The sequence below is a fragment of the Dactylosporangium sucinum genome, assembly GCF_014647515.1.
GTDB classification, from domain to species: domain Bacteria; phylum Actinomycetota; class Actinomycetes; order Mycobacteriales; family Micromonosporaceae; genus Dactylosporangium; species Dactylosporangium sucinum.
The window spans coordinates 127,673-148,936 of the sequence record NZ_BMPI01000002.1 but is presented as its reverse complement, the minus strand read 5'-3'; the positions used below and the strand labels follow the sequence as shown (position 1 = coordinate 148,936).

General features: G+C 74.2%; 19 protein-coding genes. 4 read left to right on the top strand and 15 right to left on the bottom strand.

Annotated features, from left to right (window positions below):
• Positions 1 to 58: 58 nt before the first annotated feature.
• Genes IEZ31_RS01810 through IEZ31_RS01800 form a run of 3 tightly spaced genes read left to right on the top strand, consistent with a single transcriptional unit; the run spans position 59 to position 4,772 of the window.
• Entirely contained in the window at positions 59 to 2,848 is a 2,790-nt protein-coding gene (locus tag IEZ31_RS01810; protein ID WP_190247906.1) for an ABC transporter permease subunit, read from the top strand.
• Entirely contained in the window at positions 2,845 to 3,456 is a 612-nt protein-coding gene (locus IEZ31_RS01805; RefSeq protein WP_190247905.1) for a neocarzinostatin apoprotein domain-containing protein, read from the top strand. Before IEZ31_RS01810 ends, IEZ31_RS01805 begins: the two co-directional genes overlap by 4 nt.
• Positions 3,453 to 4,772: a hypothetical protein gene (locus IEZ31_RS01800; RefSeq protein WP_190247904.1), complete on the top strand. Its 1,320-nt coding sequence runs from the start codon at positions 3,453 to 3,455 to the stop codon at positions 4,770 to 4,772. The genes IEZ31_RS01805 and IEZ31_RS01800 overlap by 4 nt, the downstream gene beginning before the upstream one ends.
• Positions 4,773 to 4,789: 17 nt before the next feature.
• Here IEZ31_RS01800 and IEZ31_RS01795 read toward each other — a convergent pair whose 3' ends face one another.
• From IEZ31_RS01795 to IEZ31_RS01745, 11 genes are all read right to left on the bottom strand, one after another.
• Positions 4,790 to 7,000: a bifunctional polysaccharide deacetylase/glycosyltransferase family 2 protein gene (locus tag IEZ31_RS01795; RefSeq protein WP_229833975.1), complete on the bottom strand. Its 2,211-nt coding sequence runs from the start codon at positions 6,998 to 7,000 to the stop codon at positions 4,790 to 4,792.
• Positions 6,997 to 7,566 (bottom strand): hypothetical protein, encoded by a 570-nt coding sequence (locus tag IEZ31_RS01790; RefSeq protein ID WP_190247903.1) that lies wholly within the window; start codon positions 7,564 to 7,566, stop codon positions 6,997 to 6,999. The genes IEZ31_RS01795 and IEZ31_RS01790 overlap by 4 nt, the downstream gene beginning before the upstream one ends.
• A gap of 204 nt (positions 7,567 to 7,770) precedes the next feature.
• On the bottom strand, positions 7,771 to 8,514 hold the full coding sequence (locus IEZ31_RS01785; RefSeq protein WP_190247902.1) for a maleate cis-trans isomerase family protein: 744 nt from the start codon (positions 8,512 to 8,514) through the stop codon (positions 7,771 to 7,773).
• Entirely contained in the window at positions 8,511 to 9,143 is a 633-nt protein-coding gene (locus IEZ31_RS01780) for a hypothetical protein (RefSeq protein ID WP_190247901.1), read from the bottom strand. The genes IEZ31_RS01785 and IEZ31_RS01780 overlap by 4 nt, the downstream gene beginning before the upstream one ends.
• Positions 9,140 to 9,892 (bottom strand): SDR family oxidoreductase, encoded by a 753-nt coding sequence (locus IEZ31_RS01775; protein WP_190247900.1) that lies wholly within the window; start codon positions 9,890 to 9,892, stop codon positions 9,140 to 9,142. Before IEZ31_RS01775 ends, IEZ31_RS01780 begins: the two co-directional genes overlap by 4 nt.
• Entirely contained in the window at positions 9,889 to 10,818 is a 930-nt protein-coding gene (locus IEZ31_RS01770) for a hypothetical protein (RefSeq protein WP_190247899.1), read from the bottom strand. The genes IEZ31_RS01775 and IEZ31_RS01770 overlap by 4 nt, the downstream gene beginning before the upstream one ends.
• A complete protein-coding gene (locus IEZ31_RS01765; protein WP_190247898.1) occupies positions 10,815 to 11,546 on the bottom strand; it encodes a hypothetical protein in 732 nt (243 codons plus the stop codon). Before IEZ31_RS01765 ends, IEZ31_RS01770 begins: the two co-directional genes overlap by 4 nt.
• Positions 11,543 to 12,736: an aromatic ring-hydroxylating dioxygenase subunit alpha gene (locus IEZ31_RS01760; protein WP_190247897.1), complete on the bottom strand. Its 1,194-nt coding sequence runs from the start codon at positions 12,734 to 12,736 to the stop codon at positions 11,543 to 11,545. Before IEZ31_RS01760 ends, IEZ31_RS01765 begins: the two co-directional genes overlap by 4 nt.
• A gap of 9 nt (positions 12,737 to 12,745) precedes the next feature.
• Positions 12,746 to 13,678 (bottom strand): alpha/beta hydrolase family protein, encoded by a 933-nt coding sequence (locus IEZ31_RS01755; RefSeq protein ID WP_190247896.1) that lies wholly within the window; start codon positions 13,676 to 13,678, stop codon positions 12,746 to 12,748.
• The gene (locus IEZ31_RS01750; protein ID WP_190247895.1) at positions 13,675 to 14,475 is read right to left on the bottom strand and encodes an oxidoreductase; all 801 of its coding nucleotides are present in this window, start codon (positions 14,473 to 14,475) and stop codon (positions 13,675 to 13,677) included. Before IEZ31_RS01750 ends, IEZ31_RS01755 begins: the two co-directional genes overlap by 4 nt.
• 61 nt (positions 14,476 to 14,536) lie before the next feature.
• Positions 14,537 to 16,135 (bottom strand): nitrilase-related carbon-nitrogen hydrolase, encoded by a 1,599-nt coding sequence (locus tag IEZ31_RS01745; RefSeq protein WP_190247894.1) that lies wholly within the window; start codon positions 16,133 to 16,135, stop codon positions 14,537 to 14,539.
• 88 nt (positions 16,136 to 16,223) lie between these two features.
• Here IEZ31_RS01745 and IEZ31_RS01740 point away from each other — a divergent pair, with 88 nt between their 5' ends.
• Positions 16,224 to 16,499, top strand: a complete 276-nt coding sequence (locus tag IEZ31_RS01740; protein WP_190247893.1) for a Dabb family protein — start codon at positions 16,224 to 16,226, stop codon at positions 16,497 to 16,499.
• 30 nt (positions 16,500 to 16,529) lie between these two features.
• On the opposite strand, the gene IEZ31_RS01735 is transcribed toward IEZ31_RS01740, so the two are convergent.
• The 4 genes from IEZ31_RS01735 to IEZ31_RS01720 are packed head-to-tail and all read right to left on the bottom strand — an operon-like array spanning position 16,530 to position 21,263.
• On the bottom strand, positions 16,530 to 17,966 hold the full coding sequence (locus IEZ31_RS01735; protein WP_190247892.1) for an aldehyde dehydrogenase family protein: 1,437 nt from the start codon (positions 17,964 to 17,966) through the stop codon (positions 16,530 to 16,532).
• Positions 17,963 to 19,105: an FAD-dependent oxidoreductase gene (locus tag IEZ31_RS01730; RefSeq protein ID WP_190247891.1), complete on the bottom strand. Its 1,143-nt coding sequence runs from the start codon at positions 19,103 to 19,105 to the stop codon at positions 17,963 to 17,965. Before IEZ31_RS01730 ends, IEZ31_RS01735 begins: the two co-directional genes overlap by 4 nt.
• Positions 19,102 to 19,953, bottom strand: a complete 852-nt coding sequence (locus IEZ31_RS01725; protein WP_190247890.1) for an isocitrate lyase/PEP mutase family protein — start codon at positions 19,951 to 19,953, stop codon at positions 19,102 to 19,104. The genes IEZ31_RS01730 and IEZ31_RS01725 overlap by 4 nt, the downstream gene beginning before the upstream one ends.
• On the bottom strand, positions 19,950 to 21,263 hold the full coding sequence (locus tag IEZ31_RS01720; protein WP_190247889.1) for an aldehyde dehydrogenase family protein: 1,314 nt from the start codon (positions 21,261 to 21,263) through the stop codon (positions 19,950 to 19,952). The genes IEZ31_RS01725 and IEZ31_RS01720 overlap by 4 nt, the downstream gene beginning before the upstream one ends.
• Between the last annotated feature and the right edge of the window lies 1 nt (position 21,264).

Below are 21,264 nucleotides of genomic sequence, written 5' to 3'. Positions count from 1 at the left end.
GGCCGGTCATCACGGGCTCAGTTTGGAAGGCATGCGGCCGGAGCGGAGCGGAGGACGCATGAGCATTGTCCTCGACCGGGTCGTGCTGGGCCTGTTCACCGGTCTCACGTACGCGCTGCTGGCGGTCGGGCTCGTCCTGGTGTACCGCAGCAGCCGGTTCGTCAACTTCGCCCACGGCTCGATCGGTGTCTTCGGCGCCGCGGTCCTCGGCCGGCTCGTCACCGGCCAGGGCCTGCCCTACTGGCTCGCGTTCCCGGCGGCGATGCTGGTCGCCGCGGGCGTCGGCGCCGGGATCGAGGCCGGCGTCGTGCGCCGCCTCCGGCACCGGCCGCGGGTCGTCGGCATGATCGCCACCCTGGGCCTGTCCCAGTTCATCCTCGTCGTCGCGCTGCTGGTGAACCGGCAGGGGGTCAGCGGCGCCACCTTCCCCCGGCCGCCGGGCCTGCCGTCGTTCACCATCGGCCGCACCCCGGTCGGGCCGGCGTTCACGGCGATGCTGATCCTCACGCCGGTACTGCTGGTGGCCCTCGCCCTGTTCCTCAAGCGCACCCGCTACGGGCTGGCCATCCGGGCCGCGGCCGACCAGCCCGACGCCGCCATGCTCGACGGCGTCCCCGCCCCGCGGATGGCGACCGTCGCGTGGGCGATCGCCGGCGGCGTGGCCGCGTTCTCGGCCATCCTCGTCACCCCGACCCAGGGCGCCCAGTCGATCGACTCGCTCGGCCCCGACCTGCTCCTCAAGGGCCTCGCCGGCGCCGTCATCGCCCGGCTGTCGTCGATCCCGATCGCGTTCGCGGCGTCGCTCGGCATCGGCGTGCTCGAACAGTTCCTGCTCGCCCACGCCGGCGGCACCGGCCTGGTGCAGGTCGTCCTCGGCGCCACGATCCTCATCGCCCTGCTGCGCCAGCCGCGGCTGAGCCGGCGCGACGCCGACGAGCGCGGCTGGACCCGCGGCGGCGCCGCGCCGCTGCCCGGCCCGTGGCCGGTGCGCCGGCTGGGGCTGCTCGTCGCCGGCGCCGGGTTCGCGGTCGCCGCCGCCCTCGCCTACGTCGTCGACAACGAGACCGCCTCGGCCCTCACCACCATCGCCGGGTTCACCCTCGTCGGGCTGTCGGTGCTCGTCGTCACCGGCGTCGCCGGGGAGCTGTCGCTGGGCCAGTTCGCGTTCGCCGGCATCGGCGGCGCCGTGTCGGTGCGGGTCGGCGCCTCGACCGGCAACTTCGTCCTCGGCATCGGCTGCGGCGCCGTGGCCGCCGCCGTGGCCGCCGCGCTCGTCGGCGTCCCCGCGCTGCGGCTGCGCGGGCTGGCCCTCGCCGTGACGACGCTCGCCTTCGCCCTCGCCACGACCTCGTTCCTGCTGCGGCGGGACTGGCTGCTCGGCTCGGGCGTGCCCAGCCCCAAGCCGAGCTGGGCCGGCTACCCGCTCGAGGTGGCCGCCGACTACTACCTGTTCGCCCTCATGATGCTCGCGATCGGGCTGTGGCTGACGGCGAACCTGCGCCGCGGCGGCTTCGGCCGGCTGCTCACCGCGCTGCGCGACAACGAGGAGGCGGCCCGCGCCCTGACCGTCCCGGCGCCGCTGCGCAAGCTGCAGGCGTACGCGGTCGCCGGCGCCCTCGCCGGCCTCGGCGGCGCGGTCATCGGCCACGGCCAGAGCCAGCTCACCGTGAACAGCTTCCCGGCCTCCGCCGGCATCGACGTGGTGGCGCTGACCGTGGTCGGCGGGATCGCGCTGCTGGGCGGGCCGCTGCTCGGCGCCCTGGTGATCGTCGGCATCCCGGCCTTCCTGCCGCTGGGCATCCCGGGGCAGGCGGCGCTGACGCTGGGCTGGCTGCTGGTGGTGATCCTGCTGCCGGGCGGCCTGGGCGGCCTGCTGGTCAAGGCGCGGGACCTGGCCGCGGCCCGCTTCGTTCGCCCAGCTGCGGACCCCGCCCCTGCTCCGGCCGCGCCCGAGCCGGCCGTGAACGGGCGGCCCGCGCCCCCGCCCGTCGTCGCGCTGCCGCCGCGGACCACCCCGGCGCCCGCTCCGGGGACGCCGTTGCTGTCGGTGCGCGGGGTCGCGAAGGCCTACGGGGGCGTCACCGCGGTCGCCGGGGTGTCGCTCGACGTGGCCGCGGGGGAGGTCGTCGGCATCATCGGGCCGAACGGCGCCGGGAAGACCACGTTCTTCGAGATCCTGGCGGGGTTCGTGCGGCCCGACGCCGGTACCGTGGGATTCGCCGGACGTGACGTCACCGGCTTCGCACCCGAGCGCCGGGCCAGGCTCGGGCTCGTCCGCTCGTTCCAGGACGCCCGCCTGTTCGCCACGATGACGGTCCTGGAGACGGTCATGACGGCGGGGGAGCGCACCGCGCCGAGCCGGCTCGCCGTCTCCGCGCTCGGCGCCGGGCTGGCCGAGCGGCGCAAGGCGGCCCGCGCCACCGAGCTGGTCGACCTCATGGGACTGTCCGCGGTGGCCGGCACGCAGGTCGGCGCGCTGTCGACCGGCACCCGGCGGATGGTCGAGCTCGCCTGCCTCCTCGCCCTCGAACCGGCCCTGCTGCTGCTCGACGAGCCGTCCTCCGGCGTCTCGCAGGCCGACGGGGTCGCCCTCGGCGACCTGCTGCTGCGCATCCACCGCGAGCTCGGCACCACCCTGCTGATCATCGAGCACGACCTGCCGCTGCTGTCCCGCCTCGCCGGGCGGCTCGTCGCGATGGACCGCGGGCGGGTCATCGCCGACGGCGCGCCCGACGCCGTCCGGGCGCACCCGGACGTGGTGCGGGCCTACCTCGGTACCGACGACGCCGCGGTGCACCGGTCCGGCCCGGTCACCGCCGCCGACCCCCAGATGAGGAGTTCCCGATGAGACACCGGCTCGCCCTCTTGGCCGTACTGTCGGTCGCCGCGCTCGGCACCGTCGTGCCGCTCGGCGCGTCGCCCGCCTGGGCCGCGCCCACACTCAGCGTCAGCAAGACCACCGGACTGGCCGACGGGACGTCGGTGACCGTGAACGGCAGCGGCTTCACGCCCAGCCTCAAGCAGATCGCCGTCGGGCAGTGCATCGAGAACATGAAGGGCCCGACCGACTGCAACCTCGCCGGCGGCGCGCAGTTCGTGAACGCCGACGCGTCGGGCAAGCTGCCGACGGTCACGATCAAGCTGGCCCAGAAGTTCGGCAGCTTCGACTGCACCCAGCGCACGTGCGTCGTCGCCGCCCAGATCCTGCCCTCGGGGAACAACGGCGACGAGGTCGAGAAGAACAAGGTCGCCGTCAAGCTGTCCTTCGGGGCCGCGGCCGCGCCGACTTCCGCCGCCCCGGCCGCCACGGCGGAGGCGACGGCGCTGCCGAAGACCGGCCCCGGCGACGAGCCGGTGGTGGTCGTCCTGGCCGGCACCGCCCTGCTGTTCCTGGGCATCGGCCTGCTGGTCGTCCTCCCGGCCCGCCGGCGCCGCGCCCGGGCGGTGGCCGGATGAGCGCCGCGCGCCGCCGCGCGCTCGCCACGGCCGCCGCGCTCGGCGTGCTCGGCGTCGCCGTGCCGGTCCTCGTCTCGCCCACGGCGGCCTCGCCGGCGCTCGCCGCGGCGCCGGTCGACGCCGCGCTGGGCTGTCGGCTCTATTTCGGCGACACCGGCGCCGGCCAGTCCCCGACCACCTGGAACGACACGTTCACGCTCACCGCGACCGCGTCGGCGGGCAGCGCGTCGGTGACCTTCACCGCCGCCGCGGGTCCCCTGAACGGCCCGGTGCCCCTCGGCCCGGGCACCGTTCCCGTCCGGGTCGTCGTCGCGCTGAGCGGAGCCCAGGAGGGCACGGTCGCCCTCAAGCTGGCGAACTACCCGGCTGCCGACCGCGCGGCGGAGGCACCGCTCGGCCCGATCACCGCGGTAGGCACGTTCACCCCGACGGCCGCGGGCACGGTGACGCTGACCGTCCGGCAGGTGGTCTTCGCCAACACGACCGCGACGACGTACTGCTCGGCCGGCGGCGACCGCGACCACAAGGCGTCCCCGGCGGACACCCCGATCGTCGAGACGCTCCAGGTCACGACGCCCGGCACGCCGTCCCCGTCGCTGTCGCCTTCTCCGTCCCCGTCCCCGTCGCCCTCACCGTCATCCGCGTCGCCCTCACCGTCGCCCTCGGCGTCGTCGTCCTCGACGGAGGTCGAGACCCCGCCGGAGAACTTCGGACCGAAACAGGTCACGATGCGGTGCAAGACGCTGTCGACGATCCGCGACTGGACGGCGACCCACACGCTGACTATGTCGCCCGCCAACCCCGGCTACGGCGCGACGGTCACGGTGACGTACACGTTCGACAACGGCGGCAAGAACGGCCCGGCCCCCATCGCCGCCGGCGACCTCAAGCCGACGGCAAAGGTCAAGATCGGCGGTGCCCAGACCGGGAACCTCGCGCTGGCCGGCCCCGCGTACGGCGCGGTCGACCCGCAGGCCAGCGTCCCCGGCGCGACGCTGACCGGCCAGTTCACGGCGACGACCCCGGGGCTGGTGACGCTGACGGTGGCGGACATCGTGTTCGACCACCCGCAGGTCGACACCGAGTGCAACGGCGGCACCGACCCGGTGGAGAGCCCGAAGGACACGACGATCGTCGCCAGGTTCACCGTGCGCTCGTCGCAGGCCCCGCCCGGCCAGCCGGCGCCGACGCTGCCGAAGACGGGCGGCGACGGCGGCCTGCCGCTGCTGATCCTGTGGGGCTCGGCGCTGCTCCTGGTCGGCGCGGGGACCGTGCTGGTGTTCCCGGCGGCCCGCCGCCGCATCGGCGCCTCGTAGACCGCGGCGGCGGCCGATCACGACGCTCGGCGGGTCACCACCGCGACGCCGCCGCGGTGACGACCCGGCGCCGACCGCACCCCGCCGGCACCGGTGGCGGCACCCGTCATACCGGTGCCGGCGGAACCGGCCCGGTGCAGCTTGTGCCAGCGCAGCCGGGCCCCCGTCAGCGCGGTGCCGAACGACTGGATGAGGACGAGGTACGTCAGCTGCCGGTACACGAACTGCTGCAACGGCAGCACCCACAGCGGGCGCAGCCGCTCCCGGTCCAGCCGGAAGGCGACGACCGCGGTGAGGAACTGCATCGCGAGCATCGCCAGCCACAGGCCGGTGGTGACCAGCCGGCTCGGCTGGAACAGCCCGTAGACGAACAGGAGGTCGACGACCGGGGCGAGCAGCGGCAGCGCGATGCCGAACAGCGCGATGAACGGCAGCCCCAGCCGGCCGAAGCGGCCCGACGGGCCGCGGTCCACCAGGGACCGGCGGTGCTTCCACATCGCCTGCATCGTGCCGTAGCTCCAGCGGTACCGCTGCAACCACAACTGCCGCAGGGTGCTCGGCACCTCCGTCCACGCCCGCGCCCGCTCCTCGTAGACCACCCGCCACCCGGCGCGGCACACCGCCATCGTCGCGTCGGTGTCCTCGGCCAGCGTGTCGTGGCTGATCCCGCCGATCGTCAGCAGCGCCTCCCGGCGGAACGCGCCGATCGCCCCCGGGATCGTCGGCATGCACCGCAGGACGTCGTAGAGGCGCCGGTCCAGATTGAACCCGATCACGTACTCGATGTGCTGCCACCGGGCCACGACCGAGCGCCGGTTGCCGACCTTCACGTTGCCGGCCACGGCGCCGACGGAGGGATCGGCGAACGGCTGCACCAGGTGCCGCACCGCGCCGGGCTCGAAGACCGTGTCGCCGTCCACCATCACGACGATGTCGTGGCTGGACAGGTCGACGCCGACGTTGAGCGCGTTGGGCTTGCCGCCGTTGGGGATCCGCGCGACCCGGACGTTCGGCAGGCCGAGCGCCTCGACCAGCGCCGCGGTGCCGTCGGTCGACCCGTCGTCGACCACCACGACCTCGATCCCGCCGGGGTGGTCGCCCCCGGCCAGCGAGCGCACGGCCGCCTCGATGCCCTCCTTCTCGTTGTAGGCCGGCACGATGACCGACACTGGCAGCTCGACCGGCGGTCCCCACCGCCAGTCCCGGGCCCGTCGCCGTCTCGCGTGCCGGCCGGCGAGGAGGAACAGCGCCACGGTGCGGGCGACCGTCAGCGCCCCGACGACGAGCAGGAGGACGCTGATCGCGGCCACCACCCAGCCGGCCAGGGACACGGCGGTGACCAGCGCCAGGGAGCGGCGCTGGTCGACGAGGGTCGCCGGCGCGTCGACGACGACCGACTGCCCGGCGAACGCCCTGGTCAGGCCCTCGGAGACGGTCGTGAAGGTGTACCCGCGCGAGCGCATCAGCGGGATGAACCTGTCGAGCGCGGCCAAGGTCTGGGCCCGGTCGCCGCCGGCGTCGTGCATGACCACGATCGAGCCCCAGTCGCCCTGCGGGGTCGCGGCGCGGACGATCGCGTCGGCACCGGCGCCGCGCCAGTCCTGGCTGTCGGTGTCGGCCAGGACGGTGAGGTACCCGAGCTCACCCGCCTCGTGGATCAGGCCCCACCTGGCGTCGTCGATCGCACCGGGGCCGGACGTGTACGGCAGCCGCAGCAACGCCGACTTCCGGCCGGTGGCGTGGACGACGGCGAGCTGGGCCTGCGAGTACTCCAGTTTCCGGCGCCACTGCGGCAGGCGATCGAGGTGCGGGTGGGTGAACGAGTGGACACCGATCTCGTGGCCGTCGCGGGCCAGTTCGCCGACGACGCCCGGGTGCTGGGCCACCCGCGTGCCGACCACGAAGAACGTGGCGTGGACGCGATAGCGGCGCAGCACCTCCATGACGCGTGGTGTCCACCAGGGATCCGGTCCGTCGTCGAAGGTGAGCGCGATGGTCTTGACCGGCATCCGGTACGTGCGGACCAGGCCGTTGCGCGTGTCGACGACCGGGCCGCCGTTGGTCACCGTGTCCGGCACGGTGGACCGCCGGCCCACGCCGGCGGTGTGGTCGGGGTGGAACGCGGCGCTGGCGTAGGCGTCGACGAGCAGCGCGCCGACGAGCACGACGAGCACGACCACGCCCAGGACCAGCCGGTTGAACGACCGGCGCTTCCGCGATCCGGTCACGCCCAGCTCGCGACGACGACCACGGTGCCCGGCAGCGTGCTCGGCGAAGCGCTCGGAGTGGCGCTCGGAGCGGTGCTCGGGGCGGGGCTCGGTGTGCTGCTGGGTGTGATGCTGGGCCGCGGCGTGCGGCTCGCCTCGGGTGAGCGCGACGGCGTCGAGCTCGCCGGCACGGTCGGCCGCGCGGTGACCGCGGGGCTGCGGGAGACGGTGGGGGAAGCGGCGGGCAGCGGACTGCCGCCGGGCTGCCGGGCGCCGGTGGTCCGCTTGCCGGTCCCGGCCGGCCGGCTGGCCGCGGACGCGCCCGGCGTCGTCCCCGGCACCGCGGACGCCGAGCTCGCCGGCTCCGGCGGCAGCAGCCGGTCGGGCTGCAGCGGGCCGCCGACGAGCAGCACGGCGGCCGGCACCAGCACCGCATAGGTCAGCGCCGCCGCACCCACCATGTTGCCGAGCAGCCGGATCCGCCGTCGACGACGGCCGGTGGTGTCGACGAACACGGGCGTGCGGGCATCGTCGCCCGCGGCGGTGAGGCTGGTCGCCCTGTTGACCCGTGGCACTTCGACGGACACGGCATCAGCGTAGGTTCGGCCCGTGTCCCGGGCCGGGCCGTTGCGGACGCCTCGGCCGAATCTCCCATCGCGGCGCGGCCGCGTTCACCCGTTACCTCACCACGGCCAGGCAGACCCGCGCCACCGGCCACGAGCGGGCGCGGGCCGCGAACCCGGCGGCCGGCCGGAGCGCCGCGGCGAACGCACCGTACAGCGCGGTGACCATCAGTGGTCCCGGAGCAGCCGGCCGGCGCCGTACACCTTGTCCTCGATGCCGTTCGAGCGCATCGCCATCCACCACGTCGCCGCGTTGATGGCGATGACCGGCTTGCCGAGCCAGCGTTCGGCCTCGTCGGCCAGGCGGACCATGGAGAGGTTCGTGCCGCACTGGACCAGGGCGTCGACGTCCGGGCCGTTCACCTCGAGCAGCGCGTCGCGCAGCTCGTCCTCGGTGACGTGGGCGATCGAGACGGCCGTCGGGCACTTCAGGCCCTTGATCCTCACCACCTCGAAGCCGATCTCGGAGAAGAAGCGGACCACGTTCTGGTCGCCGACCGGCTGGTACGGGGTGACGACGCCGATGCGCCTGGCGCCGAACAGGTTGAGGGCCCGCTCGCACGCCTCGGCGCCGGTCGCCACCGACAGGCCGGTGATGCCGTTGATCTGGGCGACGAACTGCCGGTTGCCCTCGACGCCGCCCCAGAACGTCTCGGCGGACATGCCCATCACCATGGCGTCGGGCTCGCAGGTGAGCACCCGCTCGCAGGCGAAGCCGATCTCCTCGCGGATCTGGGTGAGCAGGCCCTCGAAGTGCTCGTCGCTGGACAGGTCCTGGTTGCGGATGTGGATGCGGGAGAAGTGGGAGGTCACGCCGGGCACCGCGAGGGCGGCGAAGTCCGGCTCGACGATGGTGTTGGTGGACGGCGCGATCACGCCGAACTTGCGCCGCCAGCCGAGGGCGTCGGTCATCGGGGCTCCTTGGGAGGGCGATACGAGCGGACCGTCAGCCAGGCCGCGACCACCAGCGCCAGCTGCGCGGCGGTGTTCGTCGACTGCTCGATCCACTGGACGGTGAGCGTCTCGTGCTCGGGGTGGTTGCGCAGCGGCACCAGCGCCGTCACGAGGGCGAAGCTGACGGCGAACAGCGCGATCGCGCCCCAGGCGCGGCGCCGCCCGGCCAGGATCGCGCCGAGCGCGCTGATCGCGGTGACGCCGGTGGTGGCCAGGAAGAACATCGGCCGCAGGCCGCCCACGGCCAGGCCGCCGGCGACCGCAGCGACGTAGGCGAGCGCGAACGGCCACCAGGGCACCGGCCGGCCGCCGCGCAGCGCGCCGGCCAGGGCCCACACGAGCAGCGCGGCGCCCGCCGCCATGAGCGGGAACAGCGCCGCCTCCAGCCACGGCAGGCCGACGTCGAAGCCGGCGACGAGCAGCTTCCACACCGACTTCGCGACGCCGCCGGCGCCGATGAGCACGGCGCCGGCCCGGCCCGGCCACAACCCCGGCCCGAGGCCGGCGAGCAGCCAGAAGCCGGCCAGGGCCAGGAACGTCGGGACGAAGTCCTCGACCGCGAGCGCGACGGGGTAGTCGTGCGTCACGCGAAGAGGTCCCGCTTGCGAAACGGCGCCGTGGCGAACCGGCCGAACGCCTTCGGCGTGGTCAGCCAGGCGACCCGGCCGCCGTTGGGCACGCCGGCGAGGACCCGCTCGGCCAGCCACGGCGTGACCGTCTCGACCGTGTCGGCCAGGATGTTGAAGACCTTCTTGACCCGGGCCAGCTCGTCGGGCGAGTAGTCGTGCGACAGCAGGTCGGTGACGACCATGCCGGGGGAGAGGTGCGCGACCGTCACGGGGGAGTCCTTGCCGAGCTCCTTCGCGAGGGCGTCGGTGAGGTACGTGACGGCGCGCTTCGTCATGCCGTAGCCGGCGAGGCCCGGCGCCTTCTGGTTGCCGGACCCGAAGCCCTCCATGTTCCACAGGGCGCCGTGGCCCTGGGCGCGCATCGCGCCGAGGACGACGGCGCACGCGTGGGCGAGGCCGCGGAGGTTGACGTCGACGACCGTGTCGAGCTGGTCCGGCGGCAGGTCCCACAGCGGCCGCCGGGCGGTGGTGACGCCGGCGTTGTTGATCCAGATGTCGACGCGGCCGAACGCGGCCACCGCCTCGTCCCAGACCCGCCGGACGTCCGCGCGATCGACCACGTCGGCCTGCACGGCCAGCAGCCGCTCGTCCGAGGCCGGCGCCGCCGAGCGTCCACAGTAGACGACCGAGCAGCCGCGGTCGGCGAACGACCGCACGAGGCCCGCGCCGATGCCGCGGGTGCCGCCGGTGACCACGACGACGGTCACGACGGGCTCCACCGCAGCACGCCGTGCACGACGCCGGACAGCGTCATCCCGGCGTGGACCCGGTAGGCGACGGCGAGCGTCGAGCCCGCGCTCATGCCCGGCGTCGCGTCGATCACGAACTCGCGGCCGGTCAGCCGCACGGCGGACCCGGCGACGTGCAGCGAGTTGTAGTTCGCCCGCCCGTAGGCGACGGCGTTGCCCCACGCGCCCGGACCCTCGTAGAACGACCGGAACCCGTCCCGGCGCCACTGCACCTCGAAGGCCAGTTCGGACGCACCCGACCAGGTCACCGACAGGCGGGTGCGCAACAGGTCCACCGGCGTCAGCGCGATCGAGACGTCCACCGGCCCGGCCAGCTGCTGGTCGGCGCCCCAGAACGAGCACTCGCCGCGGTAGGCGCCGGCCTGCTTGGTCGGCAGGATGAACGGCACCGGGCCGTTGCGCGTCTCCGCTGCCAGGTGCGCGGCGAGCGCATCGTCGGCAAGACCCCGGTGGTACACGCCGTTGAAGCAGCCGACCACCGACGGCCCCTGGTACAGCATCGAGGAGTACACCTGCGTGTCGCCGTCCTCGAGGACCTGGTTCCAGGTGTTCAGCCCGACCTGCCAGCCCGGGCCGTAGTAGGCGGCGTCGACGAACGAGCCGTAGGGCTGGCCGGAGCCGTGGAAGTCGGGCCCGGTGTAGATCCGGTCCGCGTCCGAGTCGACGACGCCGAACGCGAACGGCGCCCCGAGCCGGAACCGGCCGGCGAGCGGGCCGCCGCCGTCCAGGCCGCCGTCCATGTAGTACGTCGTGACGCCGTCCTCGAACACCGACGAGCGCCGGATGTCCTCGTAGCCGCGCCACGTGCCGTCGGCGTCGAAGAGGCTCGGGCGGCCCACCCACTCGCCGGCGATGCGCTGCTGCCAACCGGAGGGCGCGCTCATGCGACGGGCTCGCCGATGAGCAGCGCGCGGATCTCGTCGCTCGCGTCCTGGCCGAGCAGCCTGGAGACCTGCGTCCACACCGGATCGACGTCGGGGCTGAACAGGTTCCGCCGGACGGCCGCGTCCCGCGCCGCGAGGTCGGTGCCGGCGAGCGACGCGACGACATCCGGCGGGAAGCCGTCCAGCAGGCCGAGCCAGTGCTCCAGATAGGACGAGACGATCGGGGTCAGGCCCGCGAACGCCGCCTCGGTCGCCCGATGCACCAGCATCCACGGCGACATGAGCGCGTGCTGCCGCGGGCTGATGTGCGCCCGGCTGAGCCCCTCCCGCTCCGACGCCGACTCGTAGACCGGGGTCAGCGGGTGGTAGGCCGCGTCCATGTAGGACAGGTGCGGCGAGAGCTCGGCGCGGGGGATCAGGTCGAGGTGGTACGCGTGGTACTCGCCCCCGTGCACGGAGTCCAGGGTGAAATGCGGTACCGCCGAGTCCGCCCGGGTGAAGGCGAACACCATGTGGCTGTCCAGGTGGATCATCGGCACGACGAGGCTCACCGTGACCAGCCGCTGCACCGCCCCGTCCCCCTCGAACACGCGCACCGCGCCGACCGGGTCGGGCGTCATGGGGGAGCGCAGGGTCCGGTACGGCGAGCCCACTTCCTTGAGCGGCACGCGGTCGAGCAGCTGGTGCAGGGTGTGCTCCGCCAGGGCGGCCGGCAGCGACGGGCTCACGACGACGACTCTCCTTCTGCCAAGCCGATGCGTTCGGCCTCGGCCACCGTGGGGTGCTGCCCCTTCGCCTTGTGCACCCAGGCGCGGGCCAGCTCGGGGTTCTCGCGACGGGCGGGCGACGGGATGACGGTCGCCTCGCGGCGCGGCACGTCGCCCATGATCCGGTCGTCCTCGCCGAGCAGCCAGCCCTGCTCCGACAGCTCCTGCCGGCGGCGCCGGTAGTGCACGGCGATGAGGTCGCTCTTGACGTGCAGCTCCGCGCCCAGGTCGAAGGGCAGCAGCTCGGGCCGGACCCGGTCGACGACCGGCGCGTCCTGGCCGAAGATGCGGTGCACGCGCTGGATCGCGTTCTTGTCGGCCCAGTTGCCGGTGAAGAAGTCGCGCAGCGCGACCCACTTCACCAGCGTGGTCGTCTCGTCGATCGGGATGTTGGTGTCGTAGATGATGAGGTTGCCCATGGGCAGCCGGACGTGCAGCTTGATCATGTTCGGCAGCATCCAGCCGGCGGACGTGGTCACCGGCGGGCGGCTCCTGAGGTCCTTGCCCTTGCGCCCGACCCGGGCCCAGATGCCCTTCGGCGCCGGCGGGTGCAGCCGCACCGTGGCGAACGCCGACCACTCGTCGGGGATCTCCAGCTCGTACTCCTCGACGTCCGGCCGCTCCGGGTTGCCGAACGCGCCGGCGTGGACGAACGGCGCGTGCGCGATGTCGCAGCCGTTCTCCAGGATCCGCTCGTAGTTCGACTTCCAGAGGTACTCGCCGGTGACCGCCTTGAACCTGCCGCCGTTCGTCACCAGGTCGTCGAACTCGGGCCACACCGGCATCGGCGGGCGCTCCTCCTCGGGGAGGTCGCCGAGGAAGACCCAGACGAAGCCGTACCGCTCGGTGACCGGGTACGAGTCGACGCGGGCCTTCTTCGGGATGCCCCGGCCCGGCTGGTTGGCCGGGATCTTCGTGCAGGCGCCGTCGGGCCGGTACTCCCAGCCGTGGTAGGGGCAGACGAGCGTGTCGCCCTTGGTCCAGCCGCCGGACAGCGCGGCGCCGCGGTGCACGCACAGGTCGGAGAGGGCGACCGGGCGGCCCTTCGGCGTGCGGTACAGGGCGAGCTCCTGGCCGAGACAGGTGACCCGCACCGGCTTGGTGGTGACGCGCTCGGAGAACTCGACCGCGTACCAGAAGTTCTTCAACATGGCGTGCTCCTAGCGGCGCCGGATCTTGAGCAACGGTGATGCGTGTTCGGCGGCCTCGCCGCGCAGGTAGGTCCCGAGGAACTCGGCGAGGATCCCGGCGATCGCGGCTCGGGCCTCGCCGCCGTCCACAGTGGACGGCCGGTCGAGGAACGCCCGGGCCGACGTGGGGTCGACCGGGTCGGCGATGCTGAAGTGGTTGCCGCCCTGCAGCCAGGCGAGGACGTGCTCGCCGCCGCGGTCGTGCAGTGCCTCGTCGAACGTGCGGCTGACCGGGTCGTGGCCGCTGCCGGCCCCGTACCGGTCGGAGGAGCCGGCGATCACGCCGTCCTCGGTGCCCGCCAGCAGCAGCACCGGCGACTCGACGAGCGCCGGCGCGATCGTGCCGGCGGGCCAGCCGAGCATCGTGGAGACCATCGTGTGGGCGCCGTAGGTGGCGACCGCCCGGCAGCCGCGGAAGAACCTGGCCGATTGCAGCGCGACGGTACCGCCCGCCGAGTGCCCGACGAGCGCCAGTCTCGTGGTGTCCAGCGCGCCGTCGAGGAGCCCGGCGAGCGCCGAGACGATCGGCGCGATCGCCGGGCAGGTCGGGCCCTGGCCGTAGGTGTCGGGCCTGGCCAGGGCCAGGTCGACGCCCGGGGTCAGGCCGACCTGGCCGGCGAACAGCGGGCCGACCCAGTCGTAGGTGACCGCGGCGAAGCCCCGGGCGGCCAGGTCGGTCGCCAGCCAGCGGTAGGCGTCCTGCCCGACGTTGATGCCGCTGAGGATGAGCACGACCGGGTACGGCGCGTTGGCCGGGTCGGCGCGGAAGTTCCCCGAGAGGCGCTCCTCGTCCGAACCGGTGACCAGCGCCGGGTAGTGCACCTTCAGCACCGCGGTGTCGAACGGCTCGGGCGCGCCGGGAATCCGCACGGCGTGCCAGCGGGAGCGCACCGTGGTGCTCATGGGCGCTCGAGTTGCCGGTCGGCGCCCCACAACGCGCCGACGAGCCGGTCGGTGGTCTCCTGCCCGAAGTACCGCACCCCCATCACGTTCGCCGGGTCACGCTGGGCGATGTTGCGCCGGACCGCGAGGTCGCGCTGCCGCAGCGCCGCCCGCTCGCCGTCCGGCACCGGCTCGGCCTCTTCGATCCAGCCGAGCCAGCGGTCGACCTGCGCGTGCAGGACGCCGCTGACGACGTCGATGTTGCGGGCCTTGCGCTCGAACGAGTACGCGTAGGCGTTGGGGGACAGCGACGCGCGGATGAACGGGGCCCGGCTGGTGAACCAGACGAACTCGGGGTCGTCGCGGTGGGCCAGCCAGGCGTCGCTCGTCGGCGCGTAGTACCGGTCGAAGTACTCCCCGTCCACCAGGAGCTCGGTGCGCGCGATGTAGTCGGTGTAGAACCAGCCGCCCGGCCAGCACAGCAGCGCGATGCCGAGGTGCGGAACGCGGACCTGGGGACCGAGCCAGCAGGTGAGGTGCAGGTTGACGAAGCTCTGCGCCGGGTTGCCGAGCCACGAGTGCACCATCCAGTCGACCTCGGGGCCGCTGTAGGCGGCGACTCGGCCGCCCGGACCGTCCGGGTACGTCCCGTATGCCTCCAGGGCCTCGGTCGACGGGTCGCGCGTGGTGACGAACCTGGCGTCGATCTTGGCCTTCAGGTCGATGAGGAGCTGCTGGAACTGTGCGAATGTGTCGTGGACGTCGATCACCGGCGACGCGTCGAGCATCTCCTCGACGTGCTGGACCGTCTCTGCCATCGCGGTCACTCCCGGGGTTGTCTCGTTGTTGGAAACAGTGTTTCGCTTGGCGGAACGGTTGTCAACGAGTGATCGCCTCGACGAGCCGCCAGGGGCGGCCGTCGACGAGGTCCGTGCCGCGCGAGACGAGCCGGTTGCGGCTCTGCGCCGGGTTGACCGGCGCGGTCGCGACCTCCTGGTCCGCCGGCACGAGCGTGGTCACCGGGTGCGAGATCCGGCCGGTGAACGGCCCCTCCCACTGGGTCCACAGCGTGAAGTCGGGGCTCAGCGCGTAGAACGCACTCTCCTTGCCCAGCGGCGCGGCCGCGACCACGTTGAGCCGGTTCTCGGCGGCCCGCTCGGGCAGGCCCAGCCGCAGCTCCCAGTCCTCGGCCGGGGTGAACGGCACGGCCACCACGTCGGCGTCGAGGATCGTCGCCACCCGGAACACCTCGGGGTACACGGCGTCGTCGCCGACGACCACCACGAGCCGCCCCCACGGCAGGTCGAACGTCTCCAGCCGGTCGCCGAGGGCGGTTGCCGGCAGCCGCTCGACCGCGTGCAGCTGCGGCTGGCGGCCGACCACCCCGGCCCCGGCGATCACCAGGCCGACGTGCGCGTCGCCGTCGAGGACGCTCGTGACGGCGACCGCCTCGGTGCCGGCCAGCAGCCCGCCGAGGATGCCGGGCGTGGCCGCGTCCTGCAGCTCGGGCAGGACGATGAGCCGGGCCCCGGCCGCGAGGGCCCGCCGGACTCCGGCCGGCAGATCGTTCCCCCGTACCACGGCCGCCGTGATCTGCCGGGAACCCGCTGCTCGGCGACCGTGGGCCGGTTCCTCGCCGATCGGCGCGTAGAGCGCCGGGCGGCGGGCCTTGAAGACGTCGGTGCCGTCGGGCCGGCGCTTGTCGCGGGACGTCGTCACGTCGATGTCGGCGACGACAACCGCCTCGCCGGTGCGCGGCCCCTTCGCGACGACCGTGCCGTCGGGCGCGACGATCTGGCTCTCGCCCGCGCCGTGCAGCCATTCCGGCGGTACCTTGAGGCCCGCGCTGATCGAGCCGAGGTGCTCGGCCGGCAGGAGCGGCCCGACCTTGTTGGCCGCGACCACCCACACCTTGTTCTCGGCGGCACGCACCGGGATGTGCAGGCTCGCCTCGTCGGTCGCGAACGAGTTCAGGCTGTTGAGCAGCAGCTCCGCGCCGCGCACGGCGAGCCCGCGGGTGACCTCGGGCGCCACGCCCTCCATGCAGGCGTACATCCCCACCGCGCCGAACGGCGTGTCCACGACCGGGCCGGCCGCGCTGCCGCGGTCGAGGTGGTCGTTCTCGCTGCCCATGAGCGTCTGCTTGTCGCACTGCCCGACGAGCGTGCCCTGCGGGTCGAACAGCAGGTTGGTGCCGGTCGTGCGGCCGTCGTCCCGGGCGAGGGTAACGTTGATCTTGACGTAGGTGCCGTGTTCGCGCGCCTTCGCGGCGATCGCGGTGAGGAAGTCGTCGCCGTCGCGGCAGGCCATCCGCCGGGCGTGCCGGCGGTCGTCGTACCACGACAGGTGATTGCAGAACTCCGGCAACACGACGAGCCCGGCACCTTCGGCGGCGGCCGCGTCGATCATCCGGAGGCAGGTCGCAAGGTTCGCGGCCACGTCCTGGCCGGCTTCAAACTGGACGGCGGCAACCCGCACCGGGGCCTCCTGGTTCCTCTAGCGGAACAGTGTTTCCCGAACATACACTCAGCGCGCGTTCCTCAACAGTGCTCGGGAGGCCCGGACCGTGCTCACCCACGTCGTCGTCATGAAGTTCACGGACCCTGCGGACGCCCCGGAGGCCAAGGCCAGACTGTCAGCGTTGCCGGGCGTGGTGCCGCAGATCCGCACGCTGCAGGTGGAGCTGGACACCCTGCGCACCGAGGTCTCGTACGACCTGGTGGTCGTCACGACCCACGACAACGCCGACGGCCTGCGGGGTTACCAGCAGCACGAGGCGCACCTGGAACTGGCCGGCTGGCTCCGCCCCCGCTTGGCGACTCGCGCGGTGGTCGACTTCTGAGGGCGGCGCGGCCCGGGCGCGCAGCGCCGGTCAGGCGGGGTAGGCGCCCGGGGGCAGGCCGGCGCCGCCCGGGCGGAACGGGCCCGGGGCGTGGACGACGCACGGTTGGACGTACTCGGCCAGGCCCTCCTGCGCGTACTCGCGGCCCCAGCCGGAGCGCTTCACGCCGCCGAACGGGGCGCGCAGCGACATCCCCGTGCGGTTGTGGGTGTTGACGAAGACGAAGCCGGCCTCCACGTCGCGGGCGAAGGCGAACGCCCGGTCCTCGTCCGCGCTCCAGACCGACGCTCCCAGGCCCAGGTCGTCGTCGTTGGCCCAGGCCAGGACCTGGGCCTCGGTGTCGTACGGGACCAGGGGGACCAGTGGGGCGAACTGTTCCTCGCGGAGCAGGGCCGCGTCGGGGTCGGGGGCGACGGCCAGGAACGGCGCGACGAAGTGGCCGGCCGCGAGATCGGTGCCGGGGGCCGGGGCGCCCAGGGGCACCAGGTCGGCGGCCCGGGCCGCCGCCAGCAGGTCGGCGGCTCGGGAAGCGGCCTCGGCCGAGATCATCGGGCCGACCGTGACGCCGTCCGCCAGCGGATCGCCGAGGACCGCCACCCGCCGTGCCGCCGCCGCGTAGGACTCCACGAACGTGGGCAGCAGCGCCCTGGGGACGTACAGGCGCTTGGCCGCCATGCAGACCTGGCCGCTCGTGGCCAGGCTGGCCAGGACCAGGCGGTCCATCGCGGCGTCGTCGGGCACGAAGTCGTCGAGGAACACCGCCGGGTCGTTGCCGCCCAGTTCCATCACCGTCGGGATCAGGTGGTCGGCCGCCGCCGTGGCGATCGCGCGGCCCGCGGTCTCGCCGCCGGTGAAGGCCACCTTGCGGACCAGGCGGTGGGTCGACAGGGCCGCGACGAGCGGGGCGTGGCCGTGCAGCGCGCGCAGGACGCCGTCCGGCAAGCAGGTCCGCATGATGCGGATGACGCGGTCGATCGTCAGGGGGCCCAGCGGCGACGGCTTCACGATGACGGCGTTGCCGGCCGCCAGGGCGGGAGCGATCTTCAGCATGGCCAGGATCACCGGGGCGTTCCACGGGGTGATCGCCACGACCACGCCGTAGGGCTGGTACCGCACGACCAGGCGGCCCTCGGCGTCGTCCACGACGCGGTCGGGGAGCGGGGCGTGGTCGAGGACCCAGCGGAGGAACCTCACCGCGAACCCGAGCTCGCCCCGGCAGTCGGCCAGGGGCTTGCCGATCTCGCGGGCCATCAACGTCGCCAGCTCGTCCAGTTCCTGCGACAGCCCGTCGGCGGCCCGGGCCAGCAACGAACGGCGTTGCTCGGGCGGTGTCGAAGACCAGCCTCGGAAGGCCCGGTGCGCGTCCCGGACCGCGTCGTCCACCCGGTCCGGGATGTTGCGCGTGACCGCGTCGACGCGGCCGACAACCTCGGTGAACCGAGCGGGATTCGCACGAACGATGCTCATGCCGCCGTCTCCCGCAGCGCGGCGATCATCGACGACCGCAGCAGATAGGCGCGGGACGCGACCGGGTCCGCGGCGAGGGCGCGCAGTTCGTCGGCGTACGCGGAGGCGCCGCCGGAGCGCAGCTTCTCCCAGTTGCGGTGCGTGCTCGCCTGGACGTGGTCGCGGGCCACGATCCGCCGCGCCTCGGCGACCGCCGTCAGCCGCGCGTCGTCCCCGGACGCCACGGCCCGGGCGAGGAGGACCGCGTCGTGGATGCCGGAGTTCATGCCCATGCCGCCGAGGGGGTTGTTGATGTGCGCCGCGTCCCCGGCGAGGAGCACCCGGCCCTGCCGGAACGAGGCGGCGATGCGTTGGTGGACGCGGTACAGCGTGGTGTGCGCGACCCGCCACGGACGCCCCGGGTCGGCCACGCCCAGCAGCCGCGACGGGAGCCGCGTGAGCTCGAGAGCATCAGGAGTGTCCGGCGGGGTCGGCAGCAGCACGCGCCAGTGGTCCGGCGTCCGCAGCAGCACCAGCCACTCGGCCGGGTCGAAGAGGTAGTTCACGGCGGCGATCCCGGGCAGCAGCGCCGTCAGGTCCTCGTCGGTCGAGCCGACGAGGAACCGCTCGGGGTACGTGATGCCCTCGAACGACGCGCCGTGGAGCGTGCGGCGCACGGCCGAGTTCGCCCCGTCGGCGCCGATGAGCCAGTCGCCGCGGAACTCGTCGCCCGCCTCGGTGCGCACGGTGACGCCCGAAGCGTCCTGGGTGACGCCGCCGAGCGCCACCGCCTGGCCGAACCGGACGGTGCCGGCCGGCAACGACGGCAGCGCGATGCGGGTGAACTTGCTCTGTTCGAGCTGGAGGCGGAAGGGGTACCGCGTGTCGCCCGCCAGCAGCGACAGGTCGAGCTCGGCGATGATGCCGCCGCCGCGTTCGCGGTACTGGAACGTGGGCGAGACCAGTCCCTGGGTGAGCATCGCGTCGATGACGCCCAGGTCGGCCAGCATCTCCAGCGACGGCGGGTGGAACGTCGACGCCCGCGACTCGGTGGCCAGGTCCGGCCCGGCCTCCAAGACGACGACCGGCACGCCGGCCCGGTGCAGCGCCAGCGCGGCGGTCAGCCCGACGGGCCCGGCCCCGGCGACGATGACGGTCATGACGGCCCTCCGTAGCGGGAGTCGAGTGCCAGGGCGTCCGGCTGGCCGACGAGGCCGGTGAACCCGTGCCACGACAGTCGCGGCACCGCCCCGGCGTGCCCGGCGTGCGCGATGGCGGCGTAGGCGGCCCGGGCCGCCTCCAGCGCGGCGAGCAGCGGGGCGACCGGGTGCAGCACCAGCCGTACCCCCAGAGCCGCAAGCTCCCCGTCCGGCAGGCCGTCCTCGGTCGGCCCGCCCGCCTCCGACCGGTTGACCACGAGCGGCACGCCGGGCAGCGCGTCGTGCACGTCGGCGAGCCCGGCGCGGTCGCTCACGCCCTCGACGAAGACCGCGTCGGCGCCGGCGGCCACGTACCGCCGGGACCGCTCGATCGCGTCGGACAGGCCGGTGACGGAGAAGGCGTCGGTGCGGGCGACGACCACCAGGCCGGTGCCGGCCTCGGCGACGGCCCGGATCTTTCCGGCGGCGGCGCCGGCGTCGACGACCTCCTTGCCGGCGAGGTGGCCGCAGCGCTTGGGGCTGACCTGGTCCTCGATGTGCAGGCCGGCGACCCCGGCCGCGGCGTACCGGCGGGCCGTCCACACGGCGTGGACGGCCGTGCCGTAGCCGGTGTCGGCGTCGGCGAGCAGCGGCACCCCGCCGAGCGCGGGCGTGATCGTGGCGGCGCGGCCGGCGATGTGGGTGCCGTGCACGTACCCGAGGTCGGGCAGGCCGAGCGCGAGCGCGGCGACGGCGGCCCCGGACAGGTGCGCGGCCCGGAACCCGGCCGCGCGGGCCAGGGCCGCGGTCAGCGGGTCGTACACGCCGGCGAGGTGGGTGACCCCGGGACCGGCGAGGAGGGACCTCACCGGCCCTCCACGCCCGTGACGCGCGGGTTGGTGAAGAACCGCAGCGTCTCCGCCGTGCCCTCCTCGCCGAGCCCGGACACGCCCCACGCCGGCCGCGGCGTGAACAGGTGCAGGCTCATCACCGACGACCCGTTCACCTTCACCTCGCCGGCCCGGATCCGCCGGGCGACCGCGAGCGCGGCGTCCTCGTCGGCGCCGAACACGTACCCCTCCAGGCCGTACTCGGTGTCGTTCGCGAGCGCGACCGCCTCCTCGACGGTGTGGTAACCGTGGACGGTCGCGACCGGCCCGAAGATCTCGTGCCGGGCCGCCGCGGGGTCGGCCCCGGTGACGAGCGCGGGCGCGAAGAAGTCGCCGTCGGCGGGGACGGTGGTCCAGCGGTACACGGTGCCGCCGAGCGCGTCGAGCTGGTGCGCGACGAGCGAGCGGTGCCCGGCGTGGATGAGCGGCCCGAGGTCGGTCGCCGGGTCGGCCGGATCGCCGACCCGCAGCGCGGCCAGCCGCGCCCCGATCGCCGGCAGCAGCGAGGGCAGCATGTCGTGCGGGGCGACGAGCCGGCCCAGCGCCCGGCACCACTGGCCGTTGAGCGTGGTGAGCAGCTCGACCGCGGCCCGGGCGGCGTCGTCGACGGAGGCGTCCGGCAGCACCACGAGCGGGTTGTTGCCGCCGAGCTCCAGCTGGGCCGGCTTGAGCTGCGCCGCGCACTGGGCCGCGACGGCCCGGCCGCCGGGGACGCCGCCGGTGAACGACACCGCGCGGATGCGGGGGTCGCCGACGATCGCGGCGCCGACCGCCGGGCCGCCGTGCAGGATCTGCAGCACGCCCGGCGGCAGCAGCCCGGCGACCGTGCGCACGAGCAGGTCGGTGCCGTCGGCGGCGTGCTCGCTCGGCTTGACGACGGCGGGACAGCCCGCGGCGAGCGCGTTGGCGGCCTTGTGCGCGGCCATCGGCGCCGGCGCGTTCCAGGGCACCAGGCAGGCGGCCGGGCCCCACGGCAGCAGCTCGACGGTGACCGGGCGGCCGTCGTCGCGGGTGACCGTGCGGGTCAGCCAGCCCTCCCGCAGCTGCGCCGCGGCGAGCCGGAACGAGCCGGCGACGATGAACCCGAGCGGGGTGGTCTGCCGGATCGGCACGCCGGTCGTGGCGCTCTCCAGCGCGACGAGCTCGCCGACGACCGGCTCCAAAGCGTCGGCGCACGCGTCGAGCCGGGCGGCCCGCTCGTCCGGCGGGACGGCCGCCCAGCCCGGCGCGGCCCGGCCGGCCGCGGCGAGCACCGCCTCGACCGCGTCCGGCGCGCTGTCCGGCCGCACC